Origin of the sequence: Pseudomonas sp. fls2-241-R2A-110, from assembly GCF_030209165.1 — a bacterium.
Taxonomy (GTDB): domain Bacteria; phylum Pseudomonadota; class Gammaproteobacteria; order Pseudomonadales; family Pseudomonadaceae; genus Aquipseudomonas.
Window position 1 is genome coordinate 249180 of the sequence record NZ_JARVSN010000010.1, and the last position, 14580, is coordinate 263759.

A 14580-nucleotide genomic window follows, 5' to 3' on the forward strand; every position below is an offset into this window, starting at 1 on the left:
ACGGACATAACAACAAAAAACCGTCAAAGGGGCTTCACTAATGCGTAAACCAGAACTCGCCGCTGCAATCGCTGAAAAAGCAGATCTCACCAAAGAGCAGGCAAACCGCGTTCTCAACGCCGTTCTCGAAGAAATCACCGGCGCACTTCACCGCAAAGACAGCGTCACGCTGGTGGGCTTCGGTACCTTCCTGCAACGCCACCGCGGTGCCCGTACCGGCAAAAACCCGCAAACCGGTGAGCCCGTCAAAATCAAGGCCAGCAACACTGTTGCGTTCAAGCCAGGCAAATCGTTGAAAGACAGCGTTAATCCATAATTGCGGCGAACTCCCTGAATAAAGGGGAGAACCGTATTGAAAAATGGGCATGCCGATTAAATCGGGTGCCCATTTTTTATGGGCGTAATGCGGTTCTGTATTAAGTCTGGATTGGACTGATTAATACACTCTGGAAATTGATTATTCATTACCATGTTACGAGATTACCTTCATATATAAAGTGCCACCACGATAGTGGCACTTTCCTGATTCTTTGTTGTCACGCATCGCGCTGTTCCTAAGTGACCGCGACTTTCGGACGATTCCTACATTTATTCCTTCTGAATATTGGCATGCTGCGCGCCTGTCATCAAAAGGTCTTGTCCGGAATTGGGTAAAAGTTTGGCGGGGGCTCTGGCTCAATGGTTCTGGGCCTGTGTCCAGGCGGCTTCAATATTAAATCGACATCAGGGAATCCCCTTACACATATAGGGAGATCTCCTACGTGCAATAAAGATCACTTCGTCTTGTTGTTTAATCAGATGCTTGCTAGTGGCCATCATAGTGATTACGATGCGCGCACTTGAAAGAGCACGAACTCAATTGGATGAGACTCACTCGTAGCTCTTTGATACTGTCCTGGCCCCTTGAAATCTTCATTGGGCGTATGACCGTAATCCTAAATAAAGGCCATGGATGTCCTACTCAAGCAAACTTTCTGCTCATTACCTTGATCTCGCAAAAGCCTCTGTTTCCAAAGAGAATTTCGCGGGCGAGGACGTTCGTTTTTCGAGCGAATATGAGGCATTGGAAAGCGAGCTGGGCAAAGCCTCCTCGATGCATGAAAGCGGTCAGATCGACTGGCTGAAAATCCGCGAAAACAGCGAAAGCCTGCTGCGTACCCAGTCCAAGGACTTGCGGGTCGGCGCCTGGCTGACCTGGGCGTTGTACCAGCGCGAATCCTTTCAAGGACTGCTGGCGGGCCTTGGTTTGCTGCACTACCTGTGTGAAAGCCACTGGGCCGAAGTCCACCCGAACAAGGCCCGCACCCGCTCCGCAGCGATCAGTTGGCTGGTGCCGCGTCTCGAGCAGGTGTTGACCGAAAACATCGCGATCAAAGAGCAGTTGCCGATGTTCCGGCGCCTGGTTGAACACCTTGAAGGCCTCGACGCCGCCTGCACCGAGCACTTGGGTGACGATGCGCCGCTGCTGCTGCCGATCTCCCGTCGTCTGAAAAACATGGTGCAACGCGCCGCTGACAACCAGCCGGAACCCGGCGTGGTCGGCGCCGCAGTAGCCCAAGTCAAGCAAGCCGCCACGCAGTTGTTCACCCCTGGCGCACCGATCGATAACGAAAAAGAAGCCCACAAAGCCCTGCGCGCCCAACAGGAAAGCGCGCGGCCATTGTGTGCCTGGTGGCTCAAGCAAAAAGCCACCGACCTGCGCGCCCTGCGCCTCAATCGCACGCTACTGTGGTTGCCCATCGACGCTGTTCCCGAGCGCAACGCTGAACAAATCACCGTTCTGCGCGGCTTGCCCGCCGACAAGCTCAAGGCCTATCAGGATCGCTACGACCAGGCCAAGTACGCCGACCTGCTGGTGGAACTGGAGGCGAGCCTGGCGAAGGCGCCGTTCTGGTTTGATGGCCAGCGCATCGTCTGGGAATGCCTGCAGGGCCTGAACGCCGAAATGGCCATGCGCGAAGTTGAAATCCACTTCGCGCTGCTGATTCAGCGTCTGCCCGGCATCATCGAATTGCGTTTCCATGACGGCGTGCCGTTCGCCGATCCGGCCACCCGCGCCTGGATCAGCGCCCACGTCATGCCACACCTGCAAAGCGCCACTGCGCCGCGCAAGGTCGAGGTCGCCGACTCCCAGCCGGCCTGGGAAGTGGCCCTGGAAGAAGTCCTGCCGATTTTGCGCAAGGACGGCCTCAAGGCCGCCGTGCAGATCCTCAAGCAGGGCCTGCAAAGTGCCCACGGCGGACGCGTACGGTTTTTCTGGCAGTTCGCCCTCGCGCGGCTGTGCTTCATGGCCAAGAAATACGAACTGGCCAAGACCCAACTCGAAACCCTCGACCAAACATTACAGGACTCAGGCCTGAACGCCTGGGAGCCCGATCTTGCGCTGGAAGTGCTGCATTTACTGCATAGCTGCTGCGAGTTGTTGCCGCAGAACCATGCCGTACGTGAACGCAAGGAAGAGATTTATCGCAGGCTGTGCCACCTCGATCTCGAAGTGGTACTCGAATAGGCCCCCGGGCCACAACCGCAAGGAGAAAAGCCATGGCCAAAGAAGGCTCGGTAGCCCCCAAGGAACGCATCAACGTCACGTTCAAACCTGCCACCGGTGGTGCACAGGAAGAGATCGAACTGCCGTTGAAGCTACTGGCAATCGGTGACTACACCCACCGCAAGGACGAACGCAAAGTCGAAGATCGCAAGCCGATCAGCATCGACAAGACGACCTTTGACGAAGTGCTGGCCAAGCAAGAGCTGAGCCTGACGTTGAACGTGCCGAACCGCCTTCAGGAAGAGGGCAGCACTGAAGAGTTGGGCGTGCAACTGCGCGTCAACTCGATGAAGGACTTCAACCCGGCCTCGCTGGTCGAGCAAGTGCCCGAGCTGAAAAAACTGATGGAACTGCGCGACGCGCTGGTGGCCCTCAAAGGCCCGTTGGGTAACGCGCCTGCGTTCCGCAAAGCCATCGAAGGCGTTCTCGCCGACGACGAATCCCGCGGTCGCGTACTGGGTGAGCTGGGCCTGAACGCCGCAGCCCAGGACGCCTGAGTCTCCATCAGCCAAGGAAGCCAACACCATGAGCACGAGTGCAGCGCAGCAAAAAAGTAAAGAGAACGGCGAATACAGCATTCTCGACAGCATCATCGCCGAAACCCGCCTGACGCCGGACGACGAAGCCTACGACATCGCCAAGCGCGGTGTGTCGGCCTTCATCGAAGAGCTGCTCAAGCCGCAGAACAACGGTGAGCCGGTCAAGAAGGCAATGGTTGATCGCATGATCGCCGAGATCGATGCCAAGCTCAGCCGCCAGATGGACGAAATCCTGCACCACCCGGACTTCCAGTCCCTGGAATCGTCGTGGCGTGGCCTGCAGTTGCTGGTCGACCGCACCAACTTCCGCGAAAACATCAAGATCGAAATCCTCAACGTCTCCAAGGACGACCTGCTGGACGACTTCGAAGATTCGCCGGAAGTGATGCAGTCGGGCCTGTACAAGCACATCTACACCGCTGAATACGGTCAGTTCGGTGGTCAGCCTGTGGGCGCGATCATCGCTAACTACTTCATGTCCCCAAGCTCGCCGGACGTGAAACTGATGCAGTACGTGTCCAGCGTCGCCTGCATGTCTCACGCGCCGTTCATCGCGGCTGCCGGTCCGAAATTCTTCGGCCTGGAAAGCTTCACTGGCCTGCCGGACCTGAAGGATCTGAAAGATCACTTCGAAGGCCCGCAGTTCGCCAAATGGCAGACTTTCCGCCAGTCGGAAGACTCCCGTTACGTTGGCCTGACCGTGCCGCGTTTCCTGCTGCGTAACCCGTACGACCCGGAAGAAAACCCGGTCAAATCGTTCGTGTACAAAGAAACCGTCGCCAACAGCCACGAGCACTACCTGTGGGGCAACACGGCCTACGCGTTCGGCACCAAGCTGACCGACAGCTTCGCCAAATTCCGCTGGTGCCCGAACATCATCGGCCCGCAGAGCGGTGGCGCGGTTGAAGACCTGCCGTTGCACCATTTCGAAAGCATGGGCGAAATCGAAACCAAGATCCCTACCGAGGTTCTGGTCAGCGACCGTCGTGAATACGAACTGGCCGAGGAAGGCTTCATTTCCCTGACCATGCGCAAAGGCTCCGACAACGCGGCGTTCTTCTCCGCCAGCTCGGTGCAGAAGCCGAAGTTCTTCGGCATCAGCGCAGAAGGCAAGGCCGCAGAGCTGAACTACAAGCTCGGCACGCAACTGCCATACATGATGATCGTCAACCGCCTGGCTCACTACTTGAAAGTGCTGCAGCGCGAGCAACTCGGTTCGTGGAAAGAACGTACCGACCTCGAGCTGGAACTCAACAAGTGGATCCGCCAGTACGTGGCCGACCAGGAAAACCCAAGCGCCGAAGTCCGTGGCCGTCGTCCACTGCGCGCTGCCCAGATCGTCGTCAGCGATGTCGAAGGCGAGCCTGGCTGGTACCGCGTCAGCCTGAACGTGCGCCCGCACTTCAAGTACATGGGTGCCGATTTCACCCTGTCGCTGGTTGGCAAGCTGGACAAAGAGTAAGCGGAGCTAAGTCATGACTGGATACGGCAGCCTTTTCGAACGCCTGGGTGGCGACGCGGAAAAACGCGTCGGCTGGAGCCGCGAGGTCTCCGCCATGGCGTCCGTGGCTGCCCATCTGGCCAAGATGCTCAGCACCCGTGCGGGCAGCGTGCAAACGCTGTCCGACTACGGGCTACCCGATCTCAATGACATGCGTCTGAGCCTGCACGACTCCCTGAGTCAGGCCCGTCTGGCCATCGAAAATTTCATCGAAGCCTACGAGCCACGCTTGAGCAATGTGCATGTCATCTCCCTGCCGCGTGATCACGATCAGCTTCGCCTGTCCTTCAGCATCGAAGGCCTGCTGGAAGTTGATGGTTTCAAGCGTCAGGTCAGTTTCGCCGCGCGCCTGGATGGCAGCGGTCAAGTAAAGGTCAACTAAGGAGATTCGTATGTCCGGCAAACCCGCAGCCCGCGTATCCGACCCCACCGCTTGCCCGCTCCCCGGCCACGGCACCAACCCGATCGTCGCCGGTTCCGGCGACGTCTTCTTCGACGGCCTCGCGGCCGCCCGCCAAGGCGATGCCTCGGCGTGTGGTGGTGCGATGTCGGGCGGGTTGGCGACGACGGTTTTGATTAACGGCAAACCGGCTGCGACGGTGGATTCCGTCGGGACGCATGGCAACAAGGTTACGGCTGGGTCCGGCACGGTGATTATCGGGAACTCGCATTCGCCGGCGTCGTTTGTGGCGCCGTTGCCGGTAGTGCTGCAGTGGCCTTTCACTCAGCAATTTATAGTGCGTGATCCCAAAACGGGAGTTCCCATAGCTGAGCGTGCTTATACCTTGCGTACAGCCTCTGGAAAGGAACTTAAAGGGATCACGGATGCGCAAGGCAAGACGGCAGCGATGGCCTCTGACTCGGCGGAAAGCGTCACGCTCACGTTCGACCCACAGTCCTCTCTCGTGATTGCATAAGGGATTCTCACATGACAGCTCCAGCCCCTGTCACGGCACAACTCACTCCCTCGTCTGATACAAAATGCGTGGAAGCGACTGTTGAAGATTTCAAAATTACAGACATTCCCGGTGTGATGTCGAAGCTTGGCTGGAAGGAATCTGCTCGAATCATGCAGCGCTGGTTCGACGGTGATGGATTCGTCATGAGTTCAGACGAGAAAGAAGGACGTCTTGCACTTGACAAGATCACTTCGGAAAAACTCTTTGGGGATCTGGATTTTGATTGGCTAACCAGTGCATCTCCACACACCGGCGTGATTATTGATGAGTTAAATGCAAAGTTATCAAATGCAAGTCAATACAATGAGATTATTGGTCGAAAAAATGGTTTTCCGAGTCAGCTGACACGCGGCCTTCTGCAGTTTATGACTCGCATGCGAAAACTTGGAATATTTGATGAGCAAAATCAAGATCTCGTTATGGGGTTTCATGATTTTAGCGGGCTTGATGCGATAGGGTTGGAAACAACTACACAGGCTAATTTTAGACCCGTCGGATTAACGGTCACTGAGAAGAAAGATAATCCGATGGACGATGTATACGGTGCTCTCGGTGGTTTTATAGTAAAAATTGCAATCACCAAGTTTTCTACTGCACCTAAAACCAAAAATAGTGCTGCTTGTTTGCGTATTCATGAGGTCGGCTGCTATATCCGTGATACCTACGACTTCCTGAATGAAGATGGCAAGGATCAGTTGCTGGGGTACTGGAATTCGGAAGGTGTCGTGAAGCCTGACTACTACGAGTACCTCAGCGGGCCAGCTAGCGTAGAGCGTGAGGGAAAGAAATACTTCAAGGTTACTAACGATAGCTTTAACTGCTACCGGGCGCAGCATGGCAGAGGCGGGGATTTGTTTGTCTATTCCAACGTGAAAAAAATTCCGACTTCCATTCTTATCTATTTATCTACCGCAGATTTTGCTGAGTATATGCAAAAAACTAATCGCCCGCCGGTATCGCCATGAAGCTTATAGTTAGAAGGCTTATTCTGGTTTGTTTATTCGTCGTCATGATACTGGCTTTGATTTTTTTTGGATTGAAGCTGCAAAGCTCGTGGGTAGCACAGCCAGTAAAAAAATACTGGAGCCCTTCAGCGCAGTGCTATATCGCCAGATATATTCCGAATTATCAGGCAGTTGGTATGGTGGGTCGTGCTCTGGAAATGTTTAGCAGTCAGTATTTTTATCGTGTGTATACGAAGAATGGAGAACTACTCAAGACTTCTGAGTGGTATTTGTGGATGAGAGAGGGCAATGCAGGAGTTGCTCCTGAGTTTCAAGGAGAGATGGTGTTGTACCCCGGTGCAGATGGCTGGGAAAGTTGGATGGTTCCCGAATGTCGTTGAGGCTCGTAAATCAAGAAACCCCTTTTAGGTGTGATCGCCGTTGATCAGCCTAAATCGTTTCAGGTTCTTGAAGATTGCCCTGTGGGCCCCCGCTGTCGTGTCCGTGGTTCTGTTGTTCCTCGATTGGTCAGAGGGATATTCGAGGGTTGCAGGCTGGGAGCAGTTCTTGGCGATTTACGTCCTGACATTTGGCATCCCTGCCTACATCGCCTTTGCTCTGTGGGCAACGCGAGTAATGAACGGGAAAACCGAACAGCAAATTTTGAAAAATGTGTGGTGCGCACCGCTGACGTTCATCCCTTTTTACGCCGCCCCTTGGGTCATTTATGGATTGGCCCATGTGTTTTTGGGGAGCTTCGCCGGGTTCCCGATGATGTTTGGGTGGCTGGCTTTTTTACCGTACCTGCTCATCGCCGGTTACGTAGTTGCCGGTCTGACAGTCGCGCTCTACAGGACGTTTTTTTCATGAGTTCCACTACCAGGCAGGTAAACCGTGTCCTTTAACCACTACTACCAAAGCGAACTCACCGCACTGCGCCAGTTAGGCCGCCGTTTCGCCGAACGTAGTCCGGCGTTGGCGCCTTTCCTGGGTCAGGCCGGGCGGGATCCGGACGTGGAGCGGTTGCTGGAAGGTTTTGCATTCCTGACCGGTCGCCTGCGCCAGAAGCTCGATGACGAGTTGCCGGAGCTGAGCCATTCGTTGATGCACCTGCTGTGGCCCAACTACATGCGGCCGCTGCCGGCGTTCAGCATTCTGCAGTTCGACCCGCTCAAGCGTTCGGGTCCTGCGTTGATGGTCGAACGCGACACGCCCGTTGAGAGCGTGCCGATCGATGACGTGCATTGCCGCTTTCGCACCTGCTACCCGACCGAGGTGTTGCCGCTGGATCTGGCCGCGCTGAATTACTCGGTGAAGGGCGACGGTTCGTTGTTGAGCCTGCGTCTGGAGATGAGTGCTGACGGTCACCTCGGCGAACTCGAACTGAGCCGTTTGCGTCTGCACTTCGCCGGTGAGCGCTACATCAGCCAGATGCTCTACCTGAGCCTCCTGCGCAATCTGGAAGGCATCGAACTGATTCCGTTGGATGGCGCCGGCAAACCCATCAACGGCGTGAACGGCACGCCGATGGCGTTCAAGATGCCGGGCGACCGTGTGCAGCCGGTAGGTTTTGCCGAAGAAGAAGCGTTGATCCCCTATCCGCTGAACACCTTCCGTGGCTATCGCTACCTGCAGGAATACTTCGCCTTCCAGGACAAATTCCTCTTTGTCGATATCAACGGCCTGGACCTGCTCAAGGCGCTGCCGGAAGACACGCTCAAGCAGGTGCGCGGCCTCGAATTGCGTTTCGATATCCGCAAGAGCGGCATCCTGCGCATGCGTCCGACGCTGGACAACGTGAAGCTCTACTGCACGCCCATCGTCAACCTGTTCAAGCACGATGCACTGCCGATCCGCCTCGACGGCAAGCAAGACGAATACCTGCTGCTGCCCGCCGAATTCGATCTGCAAAACTGCGGCGTGTTCTCGGTGGAAACCGTCACCGGCTGGAAGCCCGGCGGCCTCGGTTACCAGGAATACGTGCCGTTCGAATCCTTCGAGCACGACCCGAGTTTCGACGTGCCCAACAGCCGTCCGCATTACAGCATCCGCCAGCGTTCGTCTTCGTTGCACAACGGCCTCGACACCTACCTGAGCTTCGGCATCCGCCACACCGAAGCGCATGAAACCCTGTCCATCGAGCTGATGTGCACCAACCAGAATCTGCCCAAAAAACTCAAGCTCGGCGACATCAGCCAGGCATGCGAAGACACGCCAGAGTTCCTGAGTTTCCGCAACATCACCCCGGCCACTCCAAGTTATGCGCCGCCGCTGAACCGTGACTTCCTCTGGAAGCTGATCAGCAACATGTCGCTCAACTACCTGTCCCTGGCCGACGTCAACGCGTTGAAGGTGATTCTCGAAACCTACGACCTGCCGCGCTACTACGACCAACACGCGGAAAAAGTCAGTAAGCGATTGCTGGGCGGGCTCAAGTCGATCAAGCACCAGCACGTTGATCGGTTGCACCGAGGGTTGCCGGTTCGCGGGTTGCGCACCGAGCTGACCATCGACCCGGAAGGGTATATCGGCGAGGGCGACCTGTTCGTTTTCGCCTCGGTTCTTAACGAGTTTTTCGCGCTTTACGCCAGTCTCAATTCGTACCACGAGCTGCGGGTAAAAAGCACACAGGGAGAGGTGTACCAATGGACACCACGTATGGGCCTTCAGCCGCTTCTTTAAGCGGACTGACCCGAGGAATACGCGAGTACTCGCTGTTTCAGGCCGTGCTGCTGGTAGTTGACCGGCTGCGCGAGGCCCACCCGCACCTGAGCCAGGACGATTTGTATGACCAGCTGGAATTCCAGGCCAACCCGAGCTTGGGTTTCCCGGGCAGCGATGTCGATCGCGTGGAGTTTTTCCATGAGCACGGGCAGATGCGTGCGCGCCTGCGATTCAACTTGATCGGCCTGGTCGGTTCTGGCTCGCCGCTGCCAGCGTTCTACGGCGAACAAGCCCTGGGCGACAGCGAAGACGGCAACCCGACCCGCAACTTCCTTGACCTGTTCCACCATCGCCTGCAACGGCTGATGCTGCCGATCTGGCGCAAGTACCGCTACCGCGCCAGTTTCGAAAGTGGCGCCCTCGACCCGTTCTCGGCGCAGCTGTTTGCGTTGATCGGTCTGGGCGGCGAAGAGATCCGCAAGGCTCAGGAACTGAACTGGAAACGCCTGCTGCCGTACCTCGGCCTGCTCAGCTTGCGCGCGCACTCGGCGGCGCTGATCGAAGCGGTACTGCGTTACTACTTCAAGCACGCCGAGCTGACCATCGAGCAGTGCATCGAGCGCCGAGTGGAGATTCTCGACGAGCAGCGCAATCGTTTGGGCCGCGCCAACAGCCTGCTTGGCGAAGACCTGGTGCTGGGCGAACACGTGCGCGACCGCAGCGGCAAATTCCGCATCCACATCCGCGAACTTGACTGGCAACGCTTCCACGAATTCCTGCCGATCGGTTTCGGCTACCAGCCGTTGTGCGCGCTGGTGCGGTTCACCCTGCGTGACCCGCTCGATTACGACATTCGCCTGGTGTTGCGCCAGGAAGAAATCCGCGAACTGCGCATCGGTGAGCAGAACGCCTGTCGCCTGGGATGGACCAGTTGGCTGGGCCGCGAAAAAGCGGACGGCGTGGTGACCCTGGGCAGCAAAATTCATTAAGGACAGATGACCAATGATCAACGTAGACCTGCAACAACTTATCCAGGCGCTGGACGCCGAAACCCGTCGTGATCTGGAAAGTTCTGCCGAGCGCTGCGTCGCCCGTGGCGGCAGCAAAATCCTTGTCGAAGACTTGCTGCTCGGTTTGCTGGAGCGCCCGCAAGGCTTGCTCGCACGCGCACTGCAAGACGCCGAAGTGGATGCCGGTGAACTGAGCGCCGCGTTGCAATCGCGGGTTGAGCACAGCGCTTCGCGCAACCCGGTGTTCGCCCCGGAACTGGTGCAGTGGCTGCAAGATGCGTTGCTGGTGGCCAACCTGGAACTGGGCCAGAGCCAGGTCGAGCAAGCCGCGTTGATTCTCGCGCTGCTGCGCAACCCGATGCGTTACGCCGGCAGCCGCTACCAGTCGTTGCTGGCCAAACTGAACATCGAGCGCCTGAAAGAATTTGCCTTGTCGCAGAAAGAGCAACCGGCCACCGGCAAACCGGGCGTGCAGGGCGAGTCGCTGCTGGGGCGCTTCACCCACAACCTGACCCAACAGGCCCGCGACGGCAAACTCGACCCGGTGCTGTGCCGCGATGGCGCGATTCGGCAGATGGTCGACATCCTCGCGCGTCGCCGCAAGAACAACCCGATCGTGGTTGGTGAAGCCGGTGTCGGCAAAACCGCCATCGTCGAAGGCCTGGCCTCTCGCATTGCCGCTGGTGAAGTGCCGCACGTGTTGAAAGGCGTCGAGTTGTTGTCCTTGGACATGGGCCTGTTGCAGGCCGGTGCCAGCGTCAAAGGTGAGTTTGAACGTCGTCTCAAAGGCGTGATCGACGAAGTCAAAGCCTCGCCGAAACCGATCATTCTGTTCATCGACGAAGCTCACACGTTGATCGGCGCGGGCGGCAATGCCGGCGGTTCCGACGCGGCCAACTTGCTCAAACCCGCCCTGGCCCGTGGAGAATTGCGCACCATCGCCGCCACCACCTGGGCCGAGTACAAAAAATACTTCGAAAAAGACCCGGCCCTGGCCCGTCGCTTCCAACCGGTGCAACTGCACGAACCGACCGTCAGCGAAGCGGTAACCATCCTGCGTGGCCTGGCTCAGGTTTACGAGAAGAGCCACGGCATCTACCTGCGCGATGACGCCGTGGTGGCGGCGGCTGAGTTGTCCGCGCGTTACCTTGCCGGTCGTCAGCTGCCGGACAAGGCCGTCGACGTGCTCGACACGGCCTGCGCCCGCGTACGCATCAGCCTCGCCGCCGCCCCGGAAAGCCTGGAACGTCTACGCGGCGAACTGGCCGAAGGTGGTCGTCAGCGCCAGGCTCTGCGCCGGGATGCTGAAGCCGGCTTGCTGATCGATCACGAAGCGCTCGACGCCTTGGAAGATCGCCTGGCCGACGCTGAAGACGAAAGGGCCGCGCTGGAAACCCTGTGGACCGAACAGAAAGAATTGGCCGAGCGCCTGCTGGACCTGCGTCAGCAACTGGCCAAGGCTCGCGAAGTGGCCGCCGCCCCGCCAACCCTCACGGTTGAGGAAGACGCCGAAGGCACCGTGATCGAATCGCTGCCGGTAGACGAAGCGCAGAGCGTCGAAACCCTGGAAGCGGCGCTCAACGAAACTCACAAAGCCCTGACCGAGCTGCAAGTCAAAGAGCGTCTGGTCAGCTTCGAAGTCTGCCCGCGTCTGGTCGCCGAGGTGATCAGCGCCTGGACCGGCGTGCCGCTGGCGCAACTGGCCCGCGAACACAACGCCAAGGTCGCCAGTTTCGCCACCGACCTGCGCACGCGCATCCGTGGTCAGGAACAAGCTGTCCACGCCCTGGACCGCTCGATGCGCGCCACTGCTGCCGGCCTGAACAAACCGGATGCGCCGGTCGGCGTGTTCCTGCTGGTGGGTCCGAGCGGCGTCGGCAAGACCGAAACCGCACTGGCCCTGGCCGACTTGCTGTACGGCGGTGATCGTTTCATCACCACCATCAACATGTCCGAGTTCCAGGAGAAGCACACCGTCTCGCGCCTGATCGGTGCGCCGCCGGGCTACGTCGGTTACGGCGAGGGCGGCATGCTCACCGAGGCGGTGCGCCAGAAGCCGTACTCCGTCGTGCTGCTCGATGAAGTCGAAAAGGCTGACCCGGACGTGCTCAACCTGTTCTACCAAATCTTCGACAAAGGCGTGGCCAACGACGGCGAAGGGCGCGAGATCGATTTCCGCAACACGCTGATCCTGATGACCTCGAACCTGGGCAGCGACCGCATCAGCGAACTCTGCGAAAACGGCGCACGTCCATCGGCCGAAGTCCTCGAAGAAACCATCCGCCCGGTCCTCAGCAAGCATTTCAAACCGGCGTTGCTGGCGCGGATGCGCGTGGTGCCTTACTACCCGGTCGGCGGCCCGGTGCTGCGCGAGCTGATCGAAATCAAACTCGGTCGTCTGGGCGAACGGCTGAACCGTCGTCAGCTGGAATTCACCTACTCGCAAGACCTCGTCGATCACCTGGCCGAACGCTGCACCCAAAGCGACAGCGGCGCGCGCCTGATCGACCATTTGCTCGACCTGCACGTCCTGCCGCTGGTGGCCGACCGCTTGCTGGATGCGATGGCCACCGGTGAAAGCCTCAAGCGTGTCCACGCGACGCTCGACGGCAACGCCAGCGTGAATTGCGAGTTCGCCTGAGGTGGGTGTGATGTTCACTCAAGTGCCACAGCCGCTGGTTTATGCCGAAGCCTTGCTGGCGCAATTCGCCAACCTGTCGCGAGCGGCGGACGGCGCTGCGCTGCTGGGTGACTTCGTGCGCGGGTTGGCCGAGCTCAGCGGCTGCGAATTGACGCAGTTGTACCTTCTGGACGCAACTCACACGTGCCTGGGGATGAACGCCGAGTGCCTCAACGGCATCCTGCAACCCCGGGAAGCGGCGAGTCTGCCGGCAGATTACAACGGTGAACAACTGCTGCAATTCGCCCTGTGCCAGAACCGTGTGGTGAGCCTCAGCGAACTGAGCGGCAGCCTGCACGAAACCAGTTTTCTGCCGCCCCAGGCCACGCCTTGGCAGTCGCTGCTGTGCGTGCCACTGGTCAATCAGCAGAAGGCCGTCGAAGGCTTGCTGCTGTGCGCCAGCCGACGGCACATCGATCTGCAAGGCTTTGCAGATTCCCTCGGTCAGCTGGGTTCGTTCGTGCTCGGTCAACTGCATTTGCTGCAGCGTTTGCGTCAGCCGACCGGGGAGTCTCGGCCGGTGAAGGCCAGTGTTCCGAGCGCCAGTGGCTACGGCTTGATTGGCAAGAGCAAGGCCATGCGCGAGACCTACTCGCTGATCAGCAAAGTCCTGCACAGCCCGTACACCGTGCTGCTGCGCGGCGAGACCGGCACCGGCAAGGAAGTGGTCGCGCGGGCAATTCACGACTGCGGCCCGCGCCGTTCCCAGGCGTTCATCGTGCAGAACTGCGCGGCGTTCCCGGAGAACCTGCTGGAAAGCGAACTGTTCGGCTACCGCAAGGGCGCCTTCACCGGCGCTGACCGCGACCGTGCCGGGCTGTTCGATGCGGCCAACGGCGGCACTTTGTTGCTCGATGAAATCGGCGACATGCCGTTGTCTCTGCAAGCCAAGTTGTTGCGCGTGTTGCAGGAAGGCGAGATCCGCCCGCTGGGTTCCAACGACACCCACAAGATCGACGTGCGCATCATCGCCGCGACGCACCGGGATTTGTCGGTGCTGGTCAGCGAAGGCAAATTCCGCGAGGACTTGTACTACCGCCTCGCGCAATTCCCGATTGAGTTGCCGGCCTTGCGTCAACGCGAAGGCGACATCCTCGATCTGGCCCGGCATTTCGCCGACAAGGCGTGCTCGTTCTTGCAGCGCGACGCGGTGCGTTGGTCCGATGCGGCGCTCGATCACCTGTCTGGTTACGCCTTCCCCGGCAACGTGCGCGAACTCAAAGGCCTGGTCGAGCGTGCGGTTCTGCTGTGCGAGGGCGGCGAGTTGCTGGCCGAGCATTTCTCCCTGCGCATGGAAGCCATGCCGGAAGACAACAGCCTCAACCTGCGCGAACGCCTGGAGCAGGTCGAGCGCAGTCTGTTGCTCGATTGCCTGCGCAAAAACGACGGCAACCAGACCCTCGCCGCCCGCGAACTCGGGCTGCCGCGCCGCACGCTGCTGTACCGCCTCGGCCGCTTGAATATCAACCTGGGTGACTTTGATGGGTAGGCAAATGACCGTCGATTTCACCTCAACCGCTTTTAACAGCGCCGCCCAAACGGGTCGGCGCTTTGTGCTTTGTCTATCCCTGGAGACCCTCTGATGCCTGTTCGTCACTGGCAAGCCGTCCTGCTGACCCTCGTCGTTCTATGCGGCCTCGGCGGCTGTAGCGGCAATTACAAATACAACGACAACATCTATCGCCCATTGGGTGATCCGCAGGCGGTCAATCGCGGCAAGTGACCGCAAGGAGTA

At 58.6% G+C, this 14580-nt stretch carries 14 protein-coding genes; all 14 read left to right on the plus strand.

Translation table 11 applies throughout. The features are described from left to right. The first annotated feature begins 40 nt into the window (after positions 1–40). The 14 genes from QRN31_RS09355 to QRN31_RS09420 all read left to right on the plus strand — a co-directional run bounded on the left by QRN31_RS09355 (position 41) and on the right by QRN31_RS09420 (position 14568). Complete coding sequence (locus tag QRN31_RS09355) at positions 41–316, plus strand: HU family DNA-binding protein (protein ID WP_003213368.1); 276 nt, start codon at positions 41–43, stop codon at positions 314–316. 636 nt (positions 317–952) lie between these two features. Further along, positions 953–2509, plus strand: coding sequence for a type VI secretion system protein TssA (tssA, locus tag QRN31_RS09360; RefSeq protein ID WP_285431625.1), 1557 nt, complete (start codon positions 953–955; stop codon positions 2507–2509). Positions 2510–2541: 32 nt separating this feature from the next. Next, positions 2542–3045 carry a type VI secretion system contractile sheath small subunit gene (gene tssB / locus QRN31_RS09365; protein ID WP_208670839.1) on the plus strand — a complete coding sequence of 168 codons (504 nt, stop codon included), beginning with the start codon at positions 2542–2544 and terminating at the stop codon, positions 3043–3045. A gap of 28 nt (positions 3046–3073) precedes the next feature. Beyond that, entirely contained in the window at positions 3074–4549 is a 1476-nt protein-coding gene (gene tssC / locus QRN31_RS09370) for a type VI secretion system contractile sheath large subunit (protein WP_285431629.1), read from the plus strand. A 13-nt stretch (positions 4550–4562) separates the two neighbouring features. Beyond that, positions 4563–4970 (plus strand): type VI secretion system baseplate subunit TssE, encoded by a 408-nt coding sequence (gene tssE / locus QRN31_RS09375; protein WP_090177913.1) that lies wholly within the window; start codon positions 4563–4565, stop codon positions 4968–4970. Positions 4971–4980: 10 nt separating this feature from the next. Next, positions 4981–5505, plus strand: a complete 525-nt coding sequence (locus QRN31_RS09380; RefSeq protein ID WP_285431630.1) for a PAAR domain-containing protein — start codon at positions 4981–4983, stop codon at positions 5503–5505. 11 nt (positions 5506–5516) lie between these two features. After that, positions 5517–6512 carry a DUF6402 family protein gene (locus QRN31_RS09385; protein ID WP_285431631.1) on the plus strand — a complete coding sequence of 332 codons (996 nt, stop codon included), beginning with the start codon at positions 5517–5519 and terminating at the stop codon, positions 6510–6512. Next, positions 6509–6892 (plus strand): hypothetical protein, encoded by a 384-nt coding sequence (locus tag QRN31_RS09390; protein ID WP_285431633.1) that lies wholly within the window; start codon positions 6509–6511, stop codon positions 6890–6892. Before QRN31_RS09385 ends, QRN31_RS09390 begins: the two co-directional genes overlap by 4 nt. 67 nt (positions 6893–6959) lie before the next feature. After that, the gene (locus tag QRN31_RS09395) at positions 6960–7361 is read left to right on the plus strand and encodes a hypothetical protein (protein WP_285431635.1); all 402 of its coding nucleotides are present in this window, start codon (positions 6960–6962) and stop codon (positions 7359–7361) included. Between the two features lie 24 nt (positions 7362–7385). Further along, a complete protein-coding gene (gene tssF, locus QRN31_RS09400) occupies positions 7386–9173 on the plus strand; it encodes a type VI secretion system baseplate subunit TssF (protein WP_285431637.1) in 1788 nt (595 codons plus the stop codon). After that, positions 9137–10144 carry a type VI secretion system baseplate subunit TssG gene (gene tssG / locus QRN31_RS09405; protein WP_222589047.1) on the plus strand — a complete coding sequence of 336 codons (1008 nt, stop codon included), beginning with the start codon at positions 9137–9139 and terminating at the stop codon, positions 10142–10144. The genes tssF and tssG overlap by 37 nt, the downstream gene beginning before the upstream one ends. A gap of 13 nt (positions 10145–10157) precedes the next feature. Next, positions 10158–12806, plus strand: a complete 2649-nt coding sequence (gene tssH / locus QRN31_RS09410) for a type VI secretion system ATPase TssH (RefSeq protein WP_285431638.1) — start codon at positions 10158–10160, stop codon at positions 12804–12806. 10 nt (positions 12807–12816) lie between these two features. Continuing rightward, a complete protein-coding gene (locus QRN31_RS09415) occupies positions 12817–14334 on the plus strand; it encodes a sigma-54 interaction domain-containing protein (protein ID WP_285431640.1) in 1518 nt (505 codons plus the stop codon). Positions 14335–14427: 93 nt separating this feature from the next. Beyond that, a complete protein-coding gene (locus QRN31_RS09420) occupies positions 14428–14568 on the plus strand; it encodes a type VI secretion protein (RefSeq protein WP_285431641.1) in 141 nt (46 codons plus the stop codon). Positions 14569–14580: the final 12 nt, after the last annotated feature.